Genomic DNA, 22,282 nt, shown 5'->3' on the forward strand with positions numbered 1-22,282 from the left:
GCCGGTCGATCCAGCCGGTGATGCGTACCTCCCCTGTCGGGGGCACTTCGGTCGTGCCGGTACGCCTCGCCTGGCCCCCTCCCCGCCGAGGGGAGCCTCTCGTACGTCGGAAGCGGGACGAGGGGAACGGCGGGGAGGGGGTCGCACCTCCCGACGGGAGTCGCACCCTCCCGGCGGGAGGCGTATCTCCTGACCGGGGGCGTATCTCCCGAGTCTCCCGAGCGGGGACGTTTCTCCTGACGGGGGGTCGCACCCCAGGTGCACCCGGGCCCATGCTTGGCACAGGCTGTCGAAACATCGCCAGACCCCGTACGGAAGTGAGGACCGCACCATGCCCGTCACCCCCCACCAGGGCCATGTGGTCGTAGCTCCCGACAAGTTCAAGGGCACCCTGGAGGGCGCCGAGGTCGCCGCCCGGATCGCCGCCGGCGTCCGGCGCGCCGCGCCCGGCGTCGAGGTGCGCGAACTGCCCGTCGCCGACGGCGGCGAGGGCACCCTGGCCGCCGCGCTCGCGGCCGGCTTCACCCGCGTCCCGGCCAAGGTGGCCGGCCCGACCGGCCTGCCGGTGGACGCCGCGCTGGCCGTGCGGGAGGACACCGCCGTGGTCGAGCTCGCGCAGTCCTCCGGTCTCGCCCGGCTCCCCGGCGGCCGCACCGCCCCGCTCGCGGCCGGCTCCTACGGCGTCGGCCAGCTGATCGGCCGGGCCGTGGCGCTCGGCGCCAAACGGATCGTGCTCGGCCTCGGCGGCAGCGCCTGCACCGACGGCGGCGCGGGCATGGTCCAGGCCCTCGGGGCCCGCCTGCTCGACGCGGAGGGCGCCGAACTGCCCCCCGGCGGAGCCGCGTTGCGCAGGCTCGACCGGATCGAGCCCGGCCCGCTGGCCGACGTGCTGGCCGGCGTCGAGATCGTCGTGGCCTGCGACGTGGACAACCCGCTGCTCGGCCCGCGCGGCGCCACCGCCGTCTACGGCCCGCAGAAGGGCGCCGACGGCGACGACCTGGTGATCCTGGAGGAGGGCCTGACCCGCTTCGCCGACCAGGTCGCCCTGGCCACCGGACGGGACGTGCGCGACGCCCCCGGCGCCGGGGCCGCCGGCGGGGTGGGCTTCGCCGCCCTCGCGCTGCTCGGCGCCACCATGCGACCCGGTATCGAGCTGCTGCTCGAACTGCTGGGTTTCGACGAGGCCGTGCGTGGGGCACGCCTCGTCGTGACCGGCGAGGGCTGTCTGGACGCGCAGACGCTCCACGGCAAGGCCCCCGCCGGCGTTGCCGCGGCGGCCGCCCGGGCGGGGGTTCGGGTAGCTGCCGTGGCGGGGCGGCTGGAGCTGTCCGAGCCCGAGTGGCGGGCCGCCGGGTTCACCGCCGCGATCGCCCTCACCGACCTCGCCGAGCGGCCGGGGGACAGCATGACCAAGGCCGGCGAGCTGGCCGAGGTCGCGGGGGAGCGGCTGGCGGGCGAGCTGCTGGCCGGCTGATCCCTCGTGCCGATCCGCCGCACCCCGGTCCCGCACGCCGATCGGTCGGGCCGATCCCTCATGCCGATGGGGCGTGCGGATCCCCCGTACGTTTCCCTCGTACGTTCCTCCATTGACGTTTTGTTGAAGGCGGGCCTAGGCTCCCGGCAATCCTTCGCTTCCCCGCCCGGTTCCCGCCCGGTTCCCTGCCCGGTTCAAGCCCGGTTCCTGCCCGGCGCCCACCCCCAACTTCCAGGTTTCGGAGGTCTCCCATGCCTTTCAGCCAGCCAGCGGTGATCCGCTCCCGACGGGTGGTCCTGCCCGACGGGGAGCGCCCCGCCGACGTGCTGATCCGGGACGGGAAGATCGAGCAGGTCGCCGCGTACGGCTCGCTCCTCGCGGGCGACCGACCCGACGGCGACGGCGGCCTCGCCGACCTCGGCGACACCGCCCTGCTGCCCGGCCTGGTCGACACCCACGTGCACGTCAACGAGCCCGGCCGCACCGAGTGGGAGGGCTTCGCCACCGCCACCCGGGCCGCCGCGGCCGGCGGCGTCACCACGATCATCGACATGCCGCTCAACTCCGTCCCGCCCACCACCACGCTGGACGGCCTGGCCGCCAAGCGGAAGGCCGCGGACGGCCAGGCCTGGGTCGACCTCGGTTTCTGGGGCGGCGCCGTCCCCGGCAACGTCCCGGACCTCGCGCCGCTGCACGAGGCCGGCGTGTTCGGCTTCAAGAGCTTCCTCGCCCCCTCCGGCGTCGACGAGTTCCCGCACGTCGAGGCCGCGGACCTGGAGGCCGCGCTGGCCGAGCAGGCCCGGCTCGGGGCGCTGGCGATCATCCACGCCGAGGACCCGGCCGTGCTGGCCGCCGCCCCGCAGCAACCCGGCGTCCACTACCGCGACTTCCTCGCCTCCCGCCCCGCCGACGCGGAGACCGCCGCTGTCGCCGTCCTGCTCGACACCGCCCGGCGCACCGGCGCCCGCGTCCACATCCTGCACGTCTCCTCCGCCGCCGTGCTGCCGCTGCTGCGCCAGGCCCGCGAGGACGGCGTCCAGGTCACCGCCGAGACCTGCCCGCACTACCTGACCCTGGCGGCCGAGCAGGTGCCGGACGGCGACACCGCCTTCAAGTGCTGCCCGCCGATCCGGGACGAGACCAACCGCGACCTGCTCTGGCAGGCCCTGGCGGACGGCGAGTTCATCGCCGTCGTCTCCGACCACTCGCCCTCCACCCCCGACCTCAAGCTGCTGCCCGAGTACGGCGGCAGCGGTGACTTCGCGGCCGCCTGGGGCGGCATCGCCTCCCTGCAACTGGGCCTGCCGGCGATCTGGACCGAGGCCCGCCGCCGCGGCCACGGCCTCGCCGACGTGGTCCGCTGGATGTCCGCCGGACCGGCCGAACTCGCCGGCCTCACCGGGGTCAAGGGCGCCATCGCGGCGGGCTGCGACGCCGACCTGGTCGCCTTCGACCCCGACGGCGAATTCGCCGTCCACCCCCGCGAGTTGCACCACCGCAACCCCGTGACCCCGTACGCGGGCCGGACGCTGACCGGCGCGGTCCGCACCACCTGGCTGCGCGGCCGCGCGGTGGACGTCTCGGCCGAGCCCTTCGGCCGCCCGCTCACCCGGCCCGCCGCCGCCCCCACCACCCCGTCCGATCGCCCGTCCTGAGGAGACTTCGTGACCACTGCCGACACCCCGAGCGCTCCCTTCACCGAGCTGGTCAACCTGGCCTCGCGGCTGCTCGGCGCGGGCGTCGTCGCCACCAACGAGGACACCTTCGCCGACGCCGAGAACCTCCTGGTCGCCAAGCCCGCCGAGTTCCGCCCGCACACCTTCGGCCACAAGGGCCAGATCATGGACGGCTGGGAGTCCAAGCGCCGCCGCGGCGTCTCCGCCGACCAGCCCCACCCCACCGACCAGGACCACGACTGGGCGATCGTCCGGCTCGGCGCCGGCGGTGTGGTCCGCGGCCTGGTCGTGGACACCGCCCACTTCACCGGCAACTACCCGGAGAGCGCCTCCGTCGAGGCCGCCTCCGTGCCCGGCCACCCCTCGCCCGAGGAAGTGGCGGACGCCGAGTGGACCACGCTGGTGCCGCGCACCCCGCTCCAGGGCGACACCGCCCACGAGTTCGCCGTCGAGGACGCCAACCGCTACACCCACATCCGCCTCAACATCTTCCCGGACGGCGGCGTCGCCCGGCTGCGCGTCCACGGCGAGGTGCTGCCCGACCCGCGCGAACTGGACGGCCTCACCTTCGACCTGGCCGCCCAGGAGTACGGCGGCGTGGCCGAGGCGGCGTCCGACCGCTACTTCTCCTCCCCGCACAACCTGAACGCTCCCGGTCGCGCCTCCGTCATGGGCGAGGGCTGGGAGACCCGGCGTCGGCGCGACAAGGCCAACGACTGGGTGCAGATCGCCCTGGCCGGGGGCGGTGAGGCCCTGGCCGCCGAGGTGGACACCACCCACTTCGTCGCCAATGCCCCCGGCTGGGCCGACCTCGTCGGCTTCGACGCCTCGACCGGGGCGGACCCGGCCGACGGCGAATGGTTCGAGATCCTGCCCCGCACCCGCCTGCAGCCCGACACCCGGCACCGCTTCCGGCTCGACGCCGGCCGCCCGGTGACCCACGTGCGCATCAACGTCCACCCGGACGGCGGCCTCGCCCGCCTCCGGCTCACCGGGCGCCTCACCGAGGCCGGCCGCGCGGCCCTCGCGCTGCGCTGGTTCAACGCCGTCCCGGCCGCCGAGGCCGCCGCGGCCCTCACCGAGGCCGGCCTGACCGCCGACGAGGCCGCCGCGCTGACCGCCGCCCGCCCGCTGGCGGACCAGGCCGCGGCCGCCGGCGCCGTCGCCGCGCTCCGGCCCGCCGACGGCCTCGACGGCGAGCACTCCTCCCGCCGCCGCTCGGCGGTGTGGCGCCTGCTGGGCGCCTGACGCCCGTTCGGCGATCCGGCGCCCGTTCGGCGATCCGGCGGAGCCCTGCGCGCGCCGAGAAACTGACGACACGTCACATCACTCTCCACGCACCGATTTTATCGACACCTGAAGGACCCCTCCATGTCCAAGATCCTGACCACGGAGTCCGGCGCCCCGGTCGCCGACAACCAGAACTCGGCCTCGGCCGGCGAGTACGGCCCGCTGCTGATCCAGGACCAGCAGCTGCTGGAGAAGCTGGCCCGCTTCAACCGCGAGCGCATCCCGGAGCGCGTCGTGCACGCCCGCGGCTCCGGTGCGTACGGCTACTTCGAGGTCACCGACGAGGTGTCGCAGTACACCCGCGCGGACTTCCTCGCCGAGGTCGGCAAGCGCACCGAGGTCTTCCTGCGGTTCTCCACCGTGGCCGGCAACCTGGGCTCCAGCGACGCGGTGCGCGACCCGCGCGGCTTCGCGCTGAAGTTCTACACCGCGCAGGGCAATTACGACCTGGTCGGCAACAACACCCCGGTGTTCTTCATCAAGGACCCGCTCAAGTTCCCCGACTTCATCCACTCGCAGAAGCGCGACCCGTACACCGGCGTGCAGGAGGCGGACAACGTCTGGGACTTCTGGGCCCACTCGCCCGCCTCGACCCACCAGATCACCTGGCTGTTCGGCGACCGCGGCATCCCGGCCTCCTACCGCCACATGAACGGCTACGGCTCGCACACCTACCAGTGGGTCAGCGCCGAGGGCGACGCCTACTGGGTCAAGTACCACTTCAAGACCAACCAGGGCATCCGCTCGCTGGACGGCGACCAGTCCGCCGAGGTGCTCGGCGCCGACGCCGACTCGCACCAGCGCGACCTGCACCAGGCCATCGAGCGCGGCGTGTTCCCGTCCTGGACCCTCTACGTCCAGCTGATGCCGGTGGCCGAGGCCGCGGACTACCGCTTCAACCCGTTCGACCTCACCAAGGTGTGGCCGCACGCCGACTACCCGCTGGTCAAGGTCGGCCGCCTGGTGCTCAACAGGAACCCGGAGAACGTCTTCGCCGACGTCGAGCAGTCCGCGTTCTCGCCGAACAACTTCGTGCCCGGCATCGGCCCCTCCCCGGACAAGATGCTCCAGGGCCGCCTGTTCGCCTACGCCGACGCCCAGCGCTACCGCCTCGGCGTCAACCACACCCAGCTGCCGGTGAACGCCCCGCGCGCCACCGAGGCGGACAACTACGGCCGCGACGGCCTCCACGCCGTCAACAAGTCCGGCCGCGGCAAGAACTACGAGCCCAACTCGTACGACGGCCCCGCCCAGACCGACACCGCGCTCGCCGCGCCGGTCCGGCTGGACGGCTGCACGGGCACCTACACCACGCCGGCCCACACCAAGGACGACGACTTCTTCCAGGCCGGCGAACTGTACCGGCTGATGTCCGCGGGCGAGAGGACCCGGCTGATCGACAACATCGCGGGCTTCGTCGCCCAGGTGAGCCGCGACGACGTGGTCGAGAAGAACCTCGCCCACTTCCACGCCGCGGACGAGGAGTACGGCGCCCGCCTGGAGGCGGCCGTCGCCAAGCTGCGGGCGGGCGACGAGGGCTGAGCCACCTCGCTATGGCGTGCCACGTGCAACGAGGGCTGGGCCACCCCGTCGTGGCGCGCCACGCGTGACGCCCCGCTGACCGACTGACCCGCCCCCACCGGCCGCCGGGGCCCCGCAACCCGGCGGCCGCGGGACGGGCTCCTCTCCGCGGGCAGTGGGGGAGGGGCCCGTCGTGCTGTCCTCCACTACCGTTCCTCCAGGCGATCGGTGGGTGCTCCACGGAATGTTCACGGATATTCACGGACGGCAGTCGCCGGGCCCGCCGGGTCGATAGGCTGGAGGGCGCCCGCGGTCGCTCCGTGGGGGGACATCGGAAGGGGACGACATGTCGACACCAGCCCCGGGTCGCCACGCCGCGCTGGACCAGGGCCTCGCCGGCCCGTTCACCTCCCTGCAGCACGCCCTCAGACTGCTGGAGGCCGTCGACCGGCACCCTGACGGTGCCACCCTGGTCGCCCTCGCGCGGGAGACCTCGCTCGGCCTGCCGACCGTCCGGCAGCTCGCGGAGATCCTGGAGATCGAGGGCTACCTCCAGTGCCAGGACGGCGGTTGGGTGCTCGGCGGCACCTTCGCCCTGCTCGGCCAGCACAACCGGGAGCAGCTGGTGAAGGCCCGGCTGAACCGCAAACTCGCCGAGCTGCGCGACGAGTTGGGTGCGGCAGTGTACTTCACCCGCTACCACGACGGCGAGTTGTCGGTGGAGGCGGTGTCCGCGGCCGAGTATGCGCCGGCCGTGCAGGAGTGGGTGGACTTCCGGGCCACCGCGCACGCCAGCGCGATCGGCAAGTGCCTGCTCGGCCAGCTCGACGCGGACGCCCGCTGGGACCACCTCTCCCGCCACCCGGTGGCCCGGCTCACCTCCCGGACCGTCACCGACGCCGACCAGCTGATGCACCGGCTGGAGCGGCAGCCGGCCACCGTGCCGGTGCTGGACATCCAGGAGTACGCGCTCGGTACGGTGTGCGCGGCCGTCCCGATCACGGCGGGCAGCACGGTCGGCTGCCTGGCCACGTCGATGCCGGTGGACAACGTGCACAAGCTGAAGGCCGCCGCCGAACTGCTGGCGGCCCGGGCGGCGCCGCTGATGCTGGCGATGGCGGTCTGACGGCCGGTCGCTCCCGTGGGCCCCGCCGGATCCGAGTGATCCGGCGGGGCTCGCGTGTTTGTCCGCGGGCGTGTTGGTTCACGGACATGACGGTTCGCAGGCGTGTTCGTTCACGGGCGCGTCCGTTCGCAAGCGTTTCCGGTGACGGCCCCGGAGTGCGTCACTTATTAGACTCGATGTCGATAAGAGTCGCCGAACCCCTTGTCCCGGCCGCTACCCGCGAGTACGTTTCCCTGAGTCGAGCCGCCGCCCCGAGGTCAGGAGGGCCTGCCGTGCCCCGCTCAACCCCCGTACCCGCCCTTGCCGTCCCCGCCGCGCGCGTCCACGACAGCCTCGTCCTCGAACCCCGGGACGTCCGCTTCGACTGGGACCGGCTGCCGCTGCACTGGATCCCCGACGAGCCGATGGCCACCCACGTCATCAACGTGCTGCACCTGCTGCTGCCCGAGGGCGAGCGCTGGTTCGTCAAGGTTTTCAAGGAGGCGCTGCCGCTCATCCGCGACGAGCAACTGCGCGAGGAGGTCCTCGGGTTCATCGGCCAGGAGGCCATCCACGCCGAGGCGCACCAGGAGGTCCTCGACCACCTGCTCGGCCAGGGGCTCGACCCGCGCCCGTACGTCCGGCAGATCGCCTGGCTGTTCCAGCGCGTCCTCGGCGACAAGCCCGGGCTCAGCCCCGCGCGGCGACGCGAGAACCTCATCGAGCGGGTCGCCTTCGTGGCGGCGATCGAGCACTTCACCGCCTTCCTCGGCAACTGGGCGCTCAACTCCCCTGGCCTGGACCGCGCCAAGGCCGACCCGACGATGCTCGACCTGCTGCGCTGGCACGGCGCCGAGGAGGTCGAACACCGCAGCGTCGCCTTCGACCTGATGGTCCACCTCGACCCCGGCTACCTGCGCCGGGTCCGCGGCATGGCGGTCTCCGGGCCGCTGCTCGTCCACCTCTGGGTGCGCGGCGCCCGCTTCCTGCTCGCCGCCGACCCCACCCTCGGCGGACGGCTCAAGCCCACCTGGCGCGAGGCCGGCAAGATCGCGAGGCGCGGCCTGCTGCCCGACCCGCTCCGGTCGATCCGCTCCGGCCTGCGCTACCTGCGGCCCGGCTACCACCCCACCCAGGAGGGCTCCTCCAGCCAGGCCCTCGGCTACCTTGCCGCCTCCCCGGCCGCCCGCGCGGCGGCAGGGGGCCACTGACAGAGTTCAGGCGACAGATTTCAGATAACAGATAACAGAAAACGTTATCTGTTATCTGAAATCTGAACTCTGAAACTTGTCACCCGTCGCCCGCGCCCCCTCCCAGACGCCAAGGACCGCCGGATGGACCTGCTCGACCCGCCCCCCGACCTCTACGGCCGCCCCCGCGCCGACGCGTTCATGCGCCGGCTCACCGCCTTCGGCGACCGCTACACCCCGGCTCTCGGCAGCCCCCTGCTGCGCCGCAACCCCCGCCGCCCGCTCAGCCGCCCCACCCCGCCGCTCCAGCTGGTCGTCGCCGCCCGCCGCCAACTCGCCTCCGACGTCGTCGAATTGCGACTCGCCGACCCCTCCGGCGGCCCGCTCCCCGGCTGGCAGCCCGGCGCCCACCTGCGCCTCGCCCTGCCCTCCGGCCGCGAACGCCACTACTCGCTCTGCGGCGACCCCGCCGACCGCGCCGCCTACCGGATCGCCATACGGCGACTGCCCGAGGGCGGCGGCGGCTCCGTCGAGATCCACGACACCCTGCACCCCGGCAGTCGCCTCACCGCCCGCCGCCCGCGCAACGGCTTCGCCTTCTGCGCCGAGCCCGCCGTCCTGCTGCTCGCCGGCGGCATCGGCATCACCCCGCTGCTCCCGATGGCCCGCGAGGCGCAGCGGCACGGCCTGGACTGGCGCCTGGTGCACGTCGGCCGCAGCGCCGACACCCTCCCGTACGCGGACGAGCTGCGCGCCCTCGACCCGCGCCGGGTGGTGCTGCGCACCGACGACGAGCACGGCGTGCCGACCGGCGCCGACCTGCTCGCCCACGCCCCGCGCGGCGCCGCCGTCTACTGCTGCGGCCCGGCCCCGATGCTCACCGCCGTGCAGCGCGCCCTGGACGAATCCCCGTCCACCGCCCTGCACTTCGAGCGCTTCGGTGCCGCCCCGGTCGTCGGCGGCGAGCCCTTCGCCCTGCGCCTGGGCGTCGACGGCCCGGCGCTGGAGGTCCCCGCCGACCGCTCCGCCCTGGACGTGCTGCGCGAAGCCCGCCCCGACCTCCCGTACTCCTGCCACCAGGGCTTCTGCGGCACCTGCGAGGTCCGCCTGCTGGCCGGTACGCCCGAGCACCGGGACCGCCGGCTCACCCCCGAGCAGCGTGCCGCCGGCGCCGTGCTGCCCTGCGTCTCCCGGGCCGCCGAGGGCGAGACCCTGGTGCTCGACCTGTAGCGTGCTCGACCTGTAGAAGGAGCCCCGATGGCGAACCCCCCGACCTTCCCCTACGACGAGCGCGACCTCGCCCGCTTCCGCGAGACCCAGCAACTCGCCTACGACTGCGCCGAACAGGTCGCCGCCTGGATCGAACCGGGCGTCACCGAGCGCCAGGCCACCGCCGAACTGCGCCGCCGCCTGGTCGCCGCCGGGGTGCAGGACTTCTTCCACGTCCCGTTCGCCTGGTTCGGCGACCGCACGGCCTTCCGGCACTTCCACACCCCGCTCCAGTTCTTCGCCGGCAACCGCCGCCTGGAGGAGGGCATGCCGTACGTCCTGGACTGCGCGCCCATCGTCGACGGCTACACCGCCGACATCGGCTACGGCGGCAAGGTCGGTGAGAACCGGGTCTGGGACCGCCTGGCCGCCGACCTCCAGGTGTACCGCGAGCTGATCCTCGCCGAGGTGCGCGCCCGCCGTCCGCTCGACGAGGTGTACGCGGCCGTGGACGCGCAGATCGCCGCGCACGGCTACGACAACCGCCACCAGGTCTACCCGGGCCGGGTGATCGGCCATCAGGTCACCCGCACCACCGTGCGCGGCCCGGCCGGGGTCAACGTCCTCGGCTTCGGCGTGCGCACCCTGCAGACCCTCGGGCGCGAGCTGATCTCCGAGCGCCTGCAAGGCCGTTCACCGCTCTGGGCGGACGGCCGGTCGTCCCGGCACGCGCCCACCCCGGGCCTGTGGGCGGTCGAGCCGCACATCGGCTTCCGCGGCGTGGGCATCAAGTTCGAGGAACTGCTGGTGGTCACCGAGGACGACGCCCACTGGCTCGACGACGACCTGCCGCACGTCCGCCGCTGGACGGCGGGCGCCGCCCACGACGTTGCCCTGGAGGCCGCCCGATGACCACCCCCGCCGCAGACGCCCCGAAGGCCGCAGCTGCCTCGCAGGCCCCTGACGCCGCAGCCGCCCCGAAGACACTGGACGCCCCGAAGGCGCCGGCCGCCCCGCCCGCGCGCCGCCGCACCGTGCGCTCCGACGGCCTCCCGCTCGCCGTCTTCGAACAGGGCGACCCTGCCGCCCCCACCGTCCTCCTGGTGCACGGCTACCCGGACACCCACGCGGTCTGGGACGACGTCGCCGCCGACCTCGCCCGCGACCACCACGTGGTCCGCTACGACGTGCGCGGCGCCGGCGAGTCCGGAGTACCCGCCACCCGGGACGGCTACCGGCTGGAGCACCTGGCCGCCGACCTGTTCGCGGTCGCCGACGCCGTCAGCCCCGACCGCCCGGTGCACGTGGTCGCCCACGACTGGGGCTCGCTGCAGTCCTGGGAGGCCGTCACCGAGCCCGGCTCCGAGCGGCGGATCGCCTCGTACACCACCATGTCCGGCCCCTGCCTGGACCACATGGGCTACTGGCTGCGCCACCGGATGCGCCGGCCCACCCCGCGCCACCTGCGCCAACTCCTCCACCAGGGCCTGCACTCCTGGTACATCACCGCCTTCCACCTGCCCTTCCTCGCCCCCGGCGTGTGGCGCCTGGGCCTGGCCCGGGCCTGGCCGCGGGTGCTGCGCGACCTGGAGCAGGTCACCCCGCGGCCCGACCACCCGCAGCCCGGCCTGCGCCGCGACGCCGTCCGCGGCATCGAGCTGTACCGGGCCAACTTCCGCCCCACGCTGCGCAGTCCGCGCGAGCGGCCGACGCAGGTGCCGGTCCAGCTGATCACCCTCACCCGGGACCGCTACGTCGCCCCGTTCCTCTCCGAGGGGCTGGAACGCTGGGTGCCCGAGCTGACCCGACGGACGCTGCACGCCGGCCACTGGTCGGCGCTGCTGGAGAAGGGAGCCACCGTGGCCGAGATGGTCCGCGAGTTCACCGCCCGCATCGAGACCGGGGCCGCCGAGCCGGCCCGGGAGCAGGGCGACGGCCGGCTGGTCGTCGTCACCGGCGGCGGCAGCGGCATCGGCCGGGCCACCGCGCTCGCCTTCGCCGAGGACGGCGCCCGCGTCGTGGTCTGCGACCTCGACCTCGCCGCCGCCGAGCGCACCGCCGAACTCGCCTCGCTGCTCGGCCCGCAGGCGCACGCCTACCGGGTGGACGTCGCCGACGGCGCGGCGGTGGACGCCTTCGCGCAGACGGTCGCGGAGGAGCACGGGGTGCCCGACGTGGTGGTCAACAACGCCGGCATCGGCCACTCCGGGACGTTCCTGCAGACCACCGAGAAGGAGTGGCAGCGCGTCCTGGACGTCAACCTCTGGGGCGTCATCCACGGCTGCCGAGCCTTCGGCACGCTGATGGCCGACCGCGGCCGCGGCGGCCACCTGGTCAACGTCTCCTCGGTCGCCGCCTACCTGCCGTCCAAGGCGCTCACCGCGTACGCGACCAGCAAGGCCGCGGTGTTCATGCTCTCGGACTGCCTGCGCGCCGAACTCGCCGGGCACGGCATCGGCGTCTCCACCATCTGCCCGGGCATCGTCAACACCAACATCACCCGCACCTCCACCTTCTCCGCGACCACCGCCGACCAGCAGGCCGCCAAGCAGGCCCGCGCCGCCAGGCTCTACGCCCGCCGCGGCTTCCCCCCGGAGAAGGTCGCCACCGCCATCCTCACCGCCGTCCGCACCGGCAAGCCGGTCGTCCCCGTCACCCCCGAGGCCAAGGCCGCCCGCTTCCTCTCCCGCCTCAGCCCCGGCCTCCTGCGCCTGGCAGCCCGCCTCAACGTCACCTGAGCGGCCCATGCGGGCCTGCGGTATCGGCCAGACTTGCTCCCGTATATCGCAGGCCCGCTTCGCTCCGGGAGGTTGACCCGAGGGCCCCATCGGGCCTGTGAGAGTATCGAGGCCCATGGAGATGACAACGGCTCTGTGGTCCTTCGCCCTCGTCGTGGGGCTGCTCACGCTCACACCCGGGCTCGATACCGCGCTGGTGCTGCGCACGTCCGCGCTCGGGCGGCGGCGTCAGGCGTGGGGGGTGGTGCTGGGGATCCAGACCGGGACGCTGGTCTGGGGGACGCTGACGTCGGCCGGGGTGACGGCGTTGCTGACCGCCTCGCAGGTGGCGTACGAGGTGCTGCGCTGGGGCGGGGCCGCGTACCTGGTGTGGATGGGCGTCGGCATGCTGCGCAGCCGGGGCGGGGAGGCGGCGGCCGAGGAGGAGCCGGTCGAGGGCGGCTTCGGGTACGGCTGGCGGCGCGGCACGCTGACCAATCTGCTGAACCCGAAGGTCGGGGTGTTCTACGTGGCCGTGCTGCCGCAGTTCATCCCCGCCGGGGCCCCGCACTTCGCCGCCGGGGTGGCGCTCACCTGCGTCCACGTGGTGGAGGGCGTGCTGTGGTCGGCCGTCCTGGTCGGCTTCGCCCAGGCGCTGCGCGGCTGGTTGCGTCGCCCGGCTGCCCGGAGGCTGATGGACCGGGTGACCGGCGCGGTGGTGGTGGGCTTCGGCGTGAAGCTGGCGCTGAGCGACTGACCGCCGGCCTCAGGCGGCGTGCGTCCGTCGCGTGCGTCGTGCCTGTCGCGCCGCCCGGGGCTCCTCGGGGGTGTCCGGTGCCTCGTGGTGGATCGGGCCGTCCCCGGCGTTGAGCGGCAGGCAGCTGCCGCCGCGCCGGTGGGCGATGATCTCGGCGGCGACGGACACGGCCGTCTCCTCGGGGGTGCGGGCGCCGAGGTCGAGGCCGATGGGGGAGCGCAGCCGGCCGATCTCGGCCTCGGTGAGCCCGACCTCGCGCAGCCGCGCCTCGCGGTCGCGGTGGGTGCGGCGCGAGCCCATCGCGCCGACGTAGCCGACCGGCAGCCGCAGGGCGCGTTCCAGCAGCGGGATGTCGAACTTGGCGTCGTGGGTGAGCACGCAGAGCACGGTGCGCCCGTCGATCCGGTCGAGCTGGGAGTCGAGGTAGCGGTGCGGCCAGTCGACGACGACCTCGTCGGCCTCGGGGAAGCGCTGCTTCGTGGCGAAGACGGGCCGGGCGTCGCAGACGGTGACGCGGTAGCCGAGGAAGCGGCCGATCCGGACGACGGCGGCGGCGAAGTCGATGGCGCCGAAGACGAGCATCCGCGGTGCGGGCACGTAGGACTCGACGAAGCAGGTGACGGTGCCCTGGTCGCGGTCGTCGCAGGGGCGTCCGTCGAGGCCGAGCACGATCCGGCCGGTGCGTCCGGCGTCGAGCATGGCCCGGGCCTCGGTGACGACCGCCTGTTCGAGCGCGGTCAGGAGGTGTCGCGCGGGGCGCGTCGCCGCAGGGGCGGCGGCGGGCGACGGCTGGGCCGTCGAGGGGGCGGGAGGGAGGGCAGGGGGGAGGGCGGGGGAGAGGGCGGGGGAGAGGGCGCCGTGGTGGGTGTCGGCGGTGACGGCGACGGTGGCGCCGACGAGTCCGCCGGGCCCGGCGATCACCCGGGCGAGCGCGACCGGGGTGCCGGAGGCGATGTAGGCGATGCCGGCGTCGAGCCCGTCGTCGGCCCCGGGCCGGATCGGCTGGACGAACACGTCGAGGACGCCGCCGCAGGTCAGGCCGACGGCGAAGGCGTCCTCGTCGCTGTAGCCGAACCGTTCCAGCACGGGTTCGCCGGACTCGATGGCGGCCTGGCACAGCTCGTAGACGGCGCCCTCGACGCAGCCCCCGGAGACGCTGCCGATCGCCTCGCCGGCCGCGTCGACGGCCAGGGCCGCCCCCGGGTCCCGGGGCGCGCTGCCGGAGACGCCGACGACGGTGGCCACGGCGAAGGCGCGCCCGGCCGCGTGCCAGGCCTGCAACTGCTCGGCGATGTCCTGCATGTCGGGGAGCTCCTTACACAAGCGAGGGTAGACGGGAGGTGCCGCCGTACGGGAAACGATTCCTGTACGGCGGCGGTGCGGCCAGGTCCTGTCCGGCCGGGAGGGTCTAGGGGCTCTCTTTCGGATCACGCCGGGCGCGCGACGCCGGAGCACGCACCTCGCCGCGTTGTCGTCGGTCGCCGATACTCCGCATGGACTCCCTCCTCCGCCTTGCGATGCACGCACTCCGACGCCGCGCGCTGATCCGACGTGATCCGAAAGAGAGCCCCTAGTGCACGCCCAGCCAGGACTTGATCGGGGTGAGCGCGAAGTAGACCACGAAGACCCCGGTGAGGATCCACATCAGCGGGCCGGGCTCGCGCCACTTGCCGGTGCCCGCCTTGATGACCGTGTACGAGATGACGCCCGCGGCGACACCGGCGGTGATGCTGTAGGTGAACGGCATCAGGGTGCAGGTGAGGAAGGCCGGGATGGCGACCTCGCGGTCGGACCAGTCGATGTGCCGGGCCTGGCTCATCATCATCGAGCCGATCACGACGAGGGCGGCGGAGGCCACCTCGGTCGGGACGATCGCGGCGAGCGGCGAGAAGAACAGCATCAGCGCGAACACGCCGCCGGTGACGGTCGAGGCGAGGCCGGTGCGGGCGCCGTCGCCGACACCGGTGGCGGACTCGACGAACACGGTCTGGCCGGAGGCGCCGGACAGGCCGCCGATGGCGCCGCCGGCCCCGTCGATGAACAGGGCCTTGGAGAGGCCGGGCATCCGGCCCTGCTTGTCGGCCAGCCCGGCCTCGGTGCCGACGCCGATGATGGTGGCCATCGCGTCGAAGAAGCCGGCCAGTACCAGGGTGAAGACGGCGACCGAGGCGCTGATGGCGCCCAGGCCGCGGCTGCCGAAGGCACCGAAGAGGTCGACGTGGCCGAAGAGGCCGAAGTCGGGCGCGGAGACCGGACTGCCCGGCCACACCGGGGCGGAGCTGACCCAGGTCTTCGCGGGGAGGTCGGCGACCGCGTTGATGACGAAGGCCGCCACGGTGCCGCCGGCGATGCCGATCAGGATCGCGCCGCGGACGTTGCGGGCCAGCAGGACGAAGATCGTCAGCACGGTGAGGCAGAAGACCAGGACGGGCCAGCCGGCCAGCTCGCCGAAGGGGCCGAGCGCGAGCGGCGTGGGGCCGCCGGTGTGCACGAAGCCGGCCTTGACCAGGCCGATCAGTGAGACGAAGAGGCCGATGCCGATGGTGATGGCGTGCTTGAGCGGCAGCGGGATGCCGTTCATGATCTTCTCGCGGAGCCCGGACACGACCAGCAGGACGATCAGCAGGCCGTAGATCACGCACAGGCCCATGGCCTGGGGCCAGGTGGTGTGCGGCACCACCAGCGCGGATATCACGCCGGAGACCGAGAGCCCGGCGGCGACCGCCAGGGGGACGTTGCCGACCACGCCCATCAGGATCGTGGTGACGGCGGCGGCGAGCGCGGTCGCGGTGGTGAGCTGCGCGTGGTCCAGCTCGAGGCCGTTGACGTCGGCGCCGCTCAGGATGATCGGGTTGAGCAGCACGATGTAGGCCATCGCCATGAAGGTGGTGAGGCCGCCGCGGATCTCGTTGCCGAAGGTCGATCCCCGGGCCGTGATCTTGAAGTACGCGTCCAGTGCGTTCTTCGGAGCGGGGGCCGGGGCGGGGGCGGGCGCGGCGGTGTCGTCCTCGGTGGGTCTTTCTTCTGTGGGGCTGTGTTCCGTGGGGATCTGGGTCATGTCCACTCCCAAGTGTCAAAGGGGGTTGGGGTGGGCGAGCCGACCTGACTGCCAGTCAACGAGGTTGGCGCAGGGGGACTGCTCGACTCACTGGGCGCACTGTGGCGGTGCCTGCGGTGCGTGGGTGGTGCGCACCGCTGCAGAACCCCGGCGTGGGAGAGGCAGCGGGATGGTGCGCTCGCGTGCCGGTGGGTGGTGCACGCGAGTGGGGGTGGCGCGGTGGAGCGGCCCCGGGGCGGCGCGGAAGACGGTCGCCGCCCCGGGGAGGTTCTCCTGCACCCCGGCCGTGCTCCCCCGGGGCCCGAAGCCCGGGGGAGCTTGCGGGCTCCGGGGGCGTCAGGCTCCGGGGGCCTCCGTGGTCAGGTGCTCGGGCCGGACCGGGATCCGGTTGAGGGCCAGGCCGGTGGCGTTGCGGATGGCTGCCACGATCGACGGCGTCGCCGAGACGGTCGGGGCCTCGCCGACGCCGCGCAGCCCGTACGGGGCGTGCGGGTCGGGGAGTTCGAGGATCTCCACCGGGATCGGCGGGGTGTCGAGGATGGTGGGGATCAGGTAGTCGGTGAAGGAGGCGTTGCGCACCTTCCCGTCCCGCACGATGATCTCCTCCATCACGGCGAGGCCGAGCGCCTGGGTGCAGCCGCCCTGGATCTGGCCGACGACGGAGAGCGGGTTGAGCGCCTTGCCGACGTCCTGGACGGCGGTGAGCTCGACGACCTTGACCAGGCCCAGTTCGACGTCCACGTCGACCACCGCGCGGTTGGCGCAGAAGGTGTACTGGACGTGGCCGAAGCCCTGCCCGGTCTCCTTGTCGAAGGGGACGGTCGGGCGGTGGTGGTGTTCGCGGGTGAGGTCGATGGCCTCCTCGCCGAGCAGGTCGACCATGGGGACCAGCACGCCGGCGCTCTCCGAGACGACCTTCCCGGCGATCAGCGTGATGTCGCCGTGGGTCCAGCCGTAGCGGCGGCGGCCCTTCTCGATCAGCGCCCGCCTGACCGCCTCGGCGGCCAGCTTCACGGCCCCGCCGGTCATGTACGTCTGGCGCGAGGCGGAGGTCGATCCGGCCGATCCGACCTCGGTGTTGGCCGGGTGGATGGTGACCAGTTCGACGCCCAGCTCGGTGCGGGCGATCTGGGCGTGCACGGTGACGCCGCCCTGGCCGACCTCCGCCATCGCGGTGTGCACCATGGCGACGGGCTCGCCGCCGATCACCTCCAGGCGCACCCGGGCGGTGGAGTAGTCGTCGAAGCCTTCGGAGAAGCCGACGTTCTTGATGCCGACCGAGTAGCCGACGCCGCGCACGATGCCCTCGCCGTGCGAGGTGTTGGACAGCGCCCCGGGGAGCTGGCGCACGTCCGGGTGCTCGGTGTCCAGCGGCGGCGGCAGCGGCATCTCCTTGGCGCGCCGCAGCAGTTCGGCGACCGGGGCGGGCGAGTCGATCTGCTGGCCGGTGGGCATGCGGTCGCCCTCCGACATGGCGTTGAGCTGCCTCAACTCGACCGGGTCCATGCCGAGTTCGGCGGCCAGCTTGTCCATCTGCGACTCGTAGCCGAACGCGGCCTGGACGGCGCCGAAGCCGCGCATGGCGCCGCAGGACGGGTTGTTGCTGTAGAGCGCGATGGCGTGCATCCGTACGTTCGGGATCACGTACGGGCCGTGCCCGAGCGAGGCCGCGTTGCCGACCACGGCGGGCGAGGCGGAGGCGTACGCGCCGCCGTCCAGCACGATCCGGCAGTCGGCGAAGACCAGCTTGCCGTCGCGGGTGGCGCCGTGCTCGTAGTGCATCCTGGCGGGGTGGCGGTGCACGTGGCCGAAGAAGGACTCGTCGCGGGCGTAGACGATCTTGACGGGCTTGCCGGTGTGCTGGGCCAGCAGGCAGGCGTGGATCTGCATCGACAGGTCCTCGCGGCCGCCGAAGGCGCCGCCGACGCCGGCCAGGGTGAGCCGGACCTTCTCCTCGGGCAGGTCGAGCACCGGGGCCATCTGCTGGCGGTCGACGTGCAGCCACTGGGTGGCGATGTAGAGGTCGATGCCGCCGTCCTCGGCGGGCACCGCGAGGCCGGACTCGGGGCCGAGGAAGGCCTGGTCCTGCATGCCGACCTCGTAGTCGCCGCTGACGACGACGTCCGCGAGCGCGCGGACCTCGTCGGTGACGCCGAGGCCGGAGACCAGCCGCTGCTCGTGGCAGATGTTGCCGTACCCGTGCGACTTGTACTCGTGCGGCTCGTGCACGTAGCCGTGGGTGGCGGGGTCGAGGCACTGCTCCTCGGTGACGATCGGGGTGAGCACCTCGTACTCGACCTTGATCTTCTTCACCGCGCGGCGGGCGGTCTCCGGGTGGTCGGCCGCGACCAGGGCGATCGCCTCGCCGTGGTAGCGGACCTTGTCGATGGCCAGGGCCGGCTGGTCCTGGATCTCCAGGCCGTAGTACTTCGCGCCGGGGATGTCCTGGTGGGTGAGGACGGCGTAGACGCCGGGCACCTTGAGCGCCTCGGAGATGTCCACCGACAGGATGGTGGCGCGCGGGTGCGGCGAGCGCAGCGCCGTGCCCCAGAGCATGTCCTCGTGCCACATGTCGGAGGAGTACGCGAACTCGCCCTTGACCTTGAGGTGGCCGTCCGGGCGCAGCGGTGAGCCGCCGATGCCGTCCTTGCTGGCCTGCCGGATGTCCTGGAGGTTCTTCTGCCCCTGGATGGTGCGGGTGGTCATTGCGAAACGGCCTTTCCGGCGCACGTGCGGGCGGACGCCAGCCGCACCGCGTCCATGATCTTCTCGTAGCCGGTGCAGCGGCAGAGGTTGCCCGACAGCGCCTCGCGGATGTCGTTGTCGCTCGGCTGGGCGTCCCGCTCCAGCAGCGCGTCGGTCTGCACCAGCAGGCCGGGGGTGCAGAAGCCGCACTGGACGGCGCCGGCGTCGATGAACGCCTGCTGGACGAGGCCGAGTTCGCCGTTCTCGTCGGTCAGCCCCTCGACCGTGCGCACCTCGCGGTCCTGCACCTGGCCGGCCGCGACCAGGCAGCTGCAGACCGGCACGCCGTCCAGGTAGACCGTGCAGGAGCCGCACTCGCCCTGCTCGCAGGCGTTCTTGGAGCCCGGCAGGCCGACCCGCTCGCGCAGCACGTACAGGAGGCTCTCGCCCTCCCAGACGTCGTCCGCCTCGACCGGCTTGCCGTTGGCGGTGAAAGTCACCCTCATGCCGCGCTCCTGATCTGCTTGCTGTAGTCGTTCCAGGTCCAGGTGAGGGTGCGGCGGGCCATCACGGCCAGCGCGTGCCGGCGGTAGTCGGCGGTGCCCCGGACGTCGTCGATCGGCGAGGCGGCCGCCTTGACCAGCTCGCCGAAGCGCTGGACCACCTCGGCGCCCAGCAGGTCGCCGGACTCCCAGAGGCCGCGCTCGGCGAGCACGCCCTCCAGGTACTCCTCGGCCTCGACGGCGCGGCGCGGCGTGGGGGCGGCCGAGCCGATGCCGGTGCCGACGGTGCCGTTCTTCGGGTGGAGGGCGAAACCGAAGGCGCAGACCGCGATCACCATGGCGTTGCGGGTGCCGATCTTCGAGAACTGCTGCGGGCCGTCCGCCACCGGGATGCGCACGGCCCGGATCAGCTCGTCGGCCTCCAGGCTGTTGCGCTTCACGCCGACGTAGAAGTCGTCGATCGGGATCAGCCGGGTGCCGCGCACGGAGGCGGCCTCGACCAGGACGTCCCGGCCGGCCGCCAGCAGCGCCGGGTGGGAGTCGCCGGCCGGGGAGGCCGCGCCGAGGTTGCCGCCGACGCCGCCGCGGTTGCGGATCTGCGGGGAGCCGACGGTGTGGGCCGCCAGTGCCAGCCCGGGCAGCGGCCCGGACAGCTCGTCGATGATCCGGGAGTAGGGGACGGAGGCGCCGAGCCTGACGACGCCGCCGTCGTTCGACCACTGGGTGAGCTCGGTGATGCGGTTCAGATCGAGAATCGCGGATGGCCGGTGCACGTCGAAGTTCAGCTCGACCATGACGTCCGTACCGCCCGCGATGGGCAGTGCGGTCGGGTACTCGGCCTTCGCCGCGAGTGCCTCGTCCCAGGTAGCGGGCCGAAGGAACTCCATGCGGGTGTCTCCTCAAGTCGTCGCCTGCCGGACGGGTGGGCACAGTGCCCGGAACTCGGTGTTCGGACCTCTCAACCAACCGCTTCGTCGCCTCCGCGTCGGGCCCCGGTCACCGGGCTGCGTCCGGCGGCGTGTCGCCCAGTGAACCGCCGCGACGGGGCCCACAGGCAGTCACCGATGGCATGAAGCCCCGGCTGTGCTCCCGCCCGGCATCCTGTACGTTCCTCTAAGGAGAGGAATGCGCAGCCCAGGTGTTCACCAGGTGCTACCTACGACCGTAATCCGGCCGTGATTCGCAAGCGACGGGCCCGTGATCCGGTCGCCCGCCCGGACGTGACGACAAGTACGGATGTTCGGGCACACTGTGACCCCCGACCGAACGCTCGGGCCTCCCCCGTTCGGCCCACCCCCTCAGCCCCATCCCACCCTCAGCCCCGTTAGGAGTCCGCGGATGCGTGTCCGTGACCTGCTCGCCCCCGGCGCCCCGCGACTGCGCCTGCTCGCGGCCGAGGACGAGCTGGACCGGCAGGTCAGCGGCGTCATGACCACGGACCTGCACGACCCCGGCCGCTACCTGCACGGCGGCGAGCTGGTGCTCACCGGCATGCTGTGGCGCACCGCCCCGGCCGACTCCGAGCGGTTCGTGCGGACCATCGTGGCCGGCGGCGCGGTCGCCCTGGCGGCCGGCGAGGCCGAGGTCGGCCCGGTGCCCGAGGACCTGGTGGAGGCCTGCCGGCGGCACCGGATGCCGCTGCTGGCCGTCCCCGACGACATCGCCTTCGGCACCGTCACCGAGTTCATCGGCCGCCAGGTCTCCGCCGACCGCGCCGCCGACCTCGCCGCCCTCGTCGACCGGCACCGCCTGCTGGTCTCGGCGGCCGGCGGCGGCGGGCTGGACGCGGTGCTGGACCTGCTCGGCGGCGACCTCGACCTCGACTGCTGGGTGCTCACCCCCACCGGCGCGGTGATCGCCGGCCCCGCCGACCGCCTCCCGGCCGAGGACCGCGACCAGCTGGTCCGCGCCCACCTCGGCGCCCAGCGCCAGCGCCGCCGCCCCCCGCACCGGGCCCGCCTGGCCGGCGGCTCCTACTCGCTGCTGCCCGCCCCGGCCTCGGCCGACCACCAGGCGCCGCTGGCCGACTGGGTGCTCGCGGTGGCCGGCGACGTCACCGAGTGGACCGCCAAGCGCCAGCAGCTCGCCGAGAACCTGGCCCGGCTGGTCGCCGCCGAGCGCCACCGCCGCGACGAGGGCCGCCGGCTGCGCCGCCGCCTCGCCGACGAGGTGCTGGCCCTGCTCCAGCGCGACGCCGACCCGGCCGAGATCAGCCGCACCCTGTACGCCTCCACGGCGATGGCCGCCCGCTACGAGAGCGTCGAGCCCAAACCCCAGGCCCAGGACGGGTCCTGGCTGGTGCTCAGCGCCGAGGGCACCGGCCTGCCCGAGGGCGTGGTGCGCGCCGTCCTGGAGGAGGCGCTGGGCGGCACCACCGACCGCGCGCTGGTCGCCGGGGCCGGCTCCGGCGCCGTCGTGGTGCTGCCCGCCCTGGACGGCCCGGTGCCCGCCGAGACCCTGCGCGACCTGCTCGCCCCGCTGGAGGCGGGCCTCGGCTCGGAGGGCCGGATCACCCTCGGCGTCTCCGCCCCCGCCTCCGAGGCCGGCGGCCTGCGCGGCGCCCTGGAGGAGGCCCGGCACGCCCGCCGGATCGCCGCCGCCCGGGTCGGCCGGGTCTGCGTGGCGGGCCCCGAGGAGCTGGCCTCGCACGTGCTGCTGCTGGCGGCCGTCCCGGACGAGGTCCGCCGCGCCTTCCGCAGCCGGCTGCTGGACAAGGTGATCGCGTACGACATCGAGCACCAGGCGGACCTGGTCCGCACCCTGGAGGCGTTCCTGCGCTCGGACGGCTCCTGGACGCGCTGCGCCGCGCAGCTGCACGTCCACGTCAACACCCTGCGCTACCGGATCGGCCGGATCGAGGAGCTGACCGGCCGTGACCTCTCCCGGCTGGAGGACCGGGTGGACTTCTACCTGGCGCTCGAACTGGCCTGACGGGTCGGGACGGCCGGGCCCGGGGGTTGGACCGGACGGCCGGGCCTGAGAGCCGTGCCTCATGCAGGAGGGCCCGACACGAAAAACCCCCGTGGGGCCCCCCTCCCCAGCTTTCCTCCCTGGGGATACCTCTTCTGGAGGAACACAGTCACCCCCCCCAAAACGT

The 22,282-nt window shown here is 73.6% G+C and carries 16 protein-coding genes; 11 read left to right on the plus strand and 5 right to left on the minus strand.

What is annotated here, in order from left to right; translation table 11 throughout:
• Positions 1-331: 331 nt before the first annotated feature.
• From ACFVX9_RS29610 to ACFVX9_RS29655, 10 genes are all read left to right on the plus strand, one after another.
• The gene (locus ACFVX9_RS29610) at positions 332-1,474 is read left to right on the plus strand and encodes a glycerate kinase (protein WP_380479438.1); all 1,143 of its coding nucleotides are present in this window, start codon (positions 332-334) and stop codon (positions 1,472-1,474) included.
• A gap of 251 nt (positions 1,475-1,725) precedes the next feature.
• Positions 1,726-3,129 (plus strand): allantoinase AllB, encoded by a 1,404-nt coding sequence (allB, locus tag ACFVX9_RS29615; protein WP_063350011.1) that lies wholly within the window; start codon positions 1,726-1,728, stop codon positions 3,127-3,129.
• 9 nt (positions 3,130-3,138) lie between these two features.
• Positions 3,139-4,398, plus strand: coding sequence for an allantoicase (gene alc, locus ACFVX9_RS29620; protein ID WP_380378536.1), 1,260 nt, complete (start codon positions 3,139-3,141; stop codon positions 4,396-4,398).
• Positions 4,399-4,521: 123 nt separating this feature from the next.
• Positions 4,522-5,982 (plus strand): catalase, encoded by a 1,461-nt coding sequence (locus ACFVX9_RS29625; RefSeq protein ID WP_387984437.1) that lies wholly within the window; start codon positions 4,522-4,524, stop codon positions 5,980-5,982.
• A gap of 325 nt (positions 5,983-6,307) precedes the next feature.
• Positions 6,308-7,087, plus strand: a complete 780-nt coding sequence (locus ACFVX9_RS29630) for an IclR family transcriptional regulator (RefSeq protein ID WP_063350013.1) — start codon at positions 6,308-6,310, stop codon at positions 7,085-7,087.
• 272 nt (positions 7,088-7,359) lie between these two features.
• Complete coding sequence (locus ACFVX9_RS29635; RefSeq protein ID WP_387984438.1) at positions 7,360-8,277, plus strand: metal-dependent hydrolase; 918 nt, start codon at positions 7,360-7,362, stop codon at positions 8,275-8,277.
• Positions 8,278-8,400: 123 nt separating this feature from the next.
• Positions 8,401-9,486, plus strand: a complete 1,086-nt coding sequence (locus ACFVX9_RS29640) for a PDR/VanB family oxidoreductase (RefSeq protein ID WP_387984439.1) — start codon at positions 8,401-8,403, stop codon at positions 9,484-9,486.
• Positions 9,487-9,513: 27 nt separating this feature from the next.
• Positions 9,514-10,377 carry a M24 family metallopeptidase gene (locus ACFVX9_RS29645; RefSeq protein ID WP_380479424.1) on the plus strand — a complete coding sequence of 288 codons (864 nt, stop codon included), beginning with the start codon at positions 9,514-9,516 and terminating at the stop codon, positions 10,375-10,377.
• On the plus strand, positions 10,374-12,203 hold the full coding sequence (locus ACFVX9_RS29650; protein ID WP_387984441.1) for an SDR family oxidoreductase: 1,830 nt from the start codon (positions 10,374-10,376) through the stop codon (positions 12,201-12,203). Before ACFVX9_RS29645 ends, ACFVX9_RS29650 begins: the two co-directional genes overlap by 4 nt.
• A gap of 115 nt (positions 12,204-12,318) precedes the next feature.
• The gene (locus ACFVX9_RS29655) at positions 12,319-12,939 is read left to right on the plus strand and encodes a LysE family translocator (RefSeq protein ID WP_380378530.1); all 621 of its coding nucleotides are present in this window, start codon (positions 12,319-12,321) and stop codon (positions 12,937-12,939) included.
• A gap of 9 nt (positions 12,940-12,948) precedes the next feature.
• Here the strand turns inward: ACFVX9_RS29655 and ACFVX9_RS29660 are convergent, their stop codons facing one another.
• The 5 genes from ACFVX9_RS29660 to ACFVX9_RS29680 form a co-directional block, all read right to left on the minus strand.
• Positions 12,949-14,241: an XdhC family protein gene (locus tag ACFVX9_RS29660; protein ID WP_387984442.1), complete on the minus strand. Its 1,293-nt coding sequence runs from the start codon at positions 14,239-14,241 to the stop codon at positions 12,949-12,951.
• Positions 14,242-14,509: 268 nt separating this feature from the next.
• Complete coding sequence (locus ACFVX9_RS29665; RefSeq protein ID WP_387984444.1) at positions 14,510-15,997, minus strand: NCS2 family permease; 1,488 nt, start codon at positions 15,995-15,997, stop codon at positions 14,510-14,512.
• 336 nt (positions 15,998-16,333) lie between these two features.
• Complete coding sequence (pucD, locus tag ACFVX9_RS29670; protein ID WP_063350019.1) at positions 16,334-18,703, minus strand: xanthine dehydrogenase subunit D; 2,370 nt, start codon at positions 18,701-18,703, stop codon at positions 16,334-16,336.
• Positions 18,700-19,188 (minus strand): (2Fe-2S)-binding protein, encoded by a 489-nt coding sequence (locus tag ACFVX9_RS29675; RefSeq protein WP_063350020.1) that lies wholly within the window; start codon positions 19,186-19,188, stop codon positions 18,700-18,702. The genes pucD and ACFVX9_RS29675 overlap by 4 nt, the downstream gene beginning before the upstream one ends.
• Positions 19,185-20,072 carry an FAD binding domain-containing protein gene (locus ACFVX9_RS29680; RefSeq protein ID WP_387984446.1) on the minus strand — a complete coding sequence of 296 codons (888 nt, stop codon included), beginning with the start codon at positions 20,070-20,072 and terminating at the stop codon, positions 19,185-19,187. Before ACFVX9_RS29680 ends, ACFVX9_RS29675 begins: the two co-directional genes overlap by 4 nt.
• 451 nt (positions 20,073-20,523) lie before the next feature.
• On the opposite strand from ACFVX9_RS29680, the gene ACFVX9_RS29685 reads away from it, so the two are divergent.
• Positions 20,524-22,116 (plus strand): PucR family transcriptional regulator, encoded by a 1,593-nt coding sequence (locus tag ACFVX9_RS29685; RefSeq protein ID WP_380340180.1) that lies wholly within the window; start codon positions 20,524-20,526, stop codon positions 22,114-22,116.
• The last annotated feature ends 166 nt before the right edge of the window (positions 22,117-22,282 follow it).

The organism is Kitasatospora sp. NPDC058243 (genome assembly GCF_042882025.1).
Taxonomy (GTDB): domain Bacteria; phylum Actinomycetota; class Actinomycetes; order Streptomycetales; family Streptomycetaceae; genus Kitasatospora.

Coding starts and splice junctions, on each gene's coding strand:
- ACFVX9_RS29610 (WP_380479438.1), top strand. CDS start 332: ATGCCCGTCACCCCCCACCAGGGCCATGTGGTCGTAGCTCCCGACAAG.
- allB (WP_063350011.1), top strand. CDS start 1,726: ATGCCTTTCAGCCAGCCAGCGGTGATCCGCTCCCGACGGGTGGTCCTG.
- ACFVX9_RS29625 (WP_387984437.1), top strand. CDS start 4,522: ATGTCCAAGATCCTGACCACGGAGTCCGGCGCCCCGGTCGCCGACAAC.
- ACFVX9_RS29630 (WP_063350013.1), top strand. CDS start 6,308: ATGTCGACACCAGCCCCGGGTCGCCACGCCGCGCTGGACCAGGGCCTC.
- ACFVX9_RS29640 (WP_387984439.1), top strand. CDS start 8,401: ATGGACCTGCTCGACCCGCCCCCCGACCTCTACGGCCGCCCCCGCGCC.
- ACFVX9_RS29645 (WP_380479424.1), top strand. CDS start 9,514: ATGGCGAACCCCCCGACCTTCCCCTACGACGAGCGCGACCTCGCCCGC.
- ACFVX9_RS29650 (WP_387984441.1), top strand. CDS start 10,374: ATGACCACCCCCGCCGCAGACGCCCCGAAGGCCGCAGCTGCCTCGCAG.
- ACFVX9_RS29655 (WP_380378530.1), top strand. CDS start 12,319: ATGGAGATGACAACGGCTCTGTGGTCCTTCGCCCTCGTCGTGGGGCTG.
- ACFVX9_RS29660 (WP_387984442.1), bottom strand. CDS start 14,241: ATGCAGGACATCGCCGAGCAGTTGCAGGCCTGGCACGCGGCCGGGCGC.
- ACFVX9_RS29665 (WP_387984444.1), bottom strand. CDS start 15,997: ATGACCCAGATCCCCACGGAACACAGCCCCACAGAAGAAAGACCCACC.
- pucD (WP_063350019.1), bottom strand. CDS start 18,703: ATGACCACCCGCACCATCCAGGGGCAGAAGAACCTCCAGGACATCCGG.
- ACFVX9_RS29675 (WP_063350020.1), bottom strand. CDS start 19,188: ATGAGGGTGACTTTCACCGCCAACGGCAAGCCGGTCGAGGCGGACGAC.
- ACFVX9_RS29680 (WP_387984446.1), bottom strand. CDS start 20,072: ATGGAGTTCCTTCGGCCCGCTACCTGGGACGAGGCACTCGCGGCGAAG.
- ACFVX9_RS29685 (WP_380340180.1), top strand. CDS start 20,524: ATGCGTGTCCGTGACCTGCTCGCCCCCGGCGCCCCGCGACTGCGCCTG.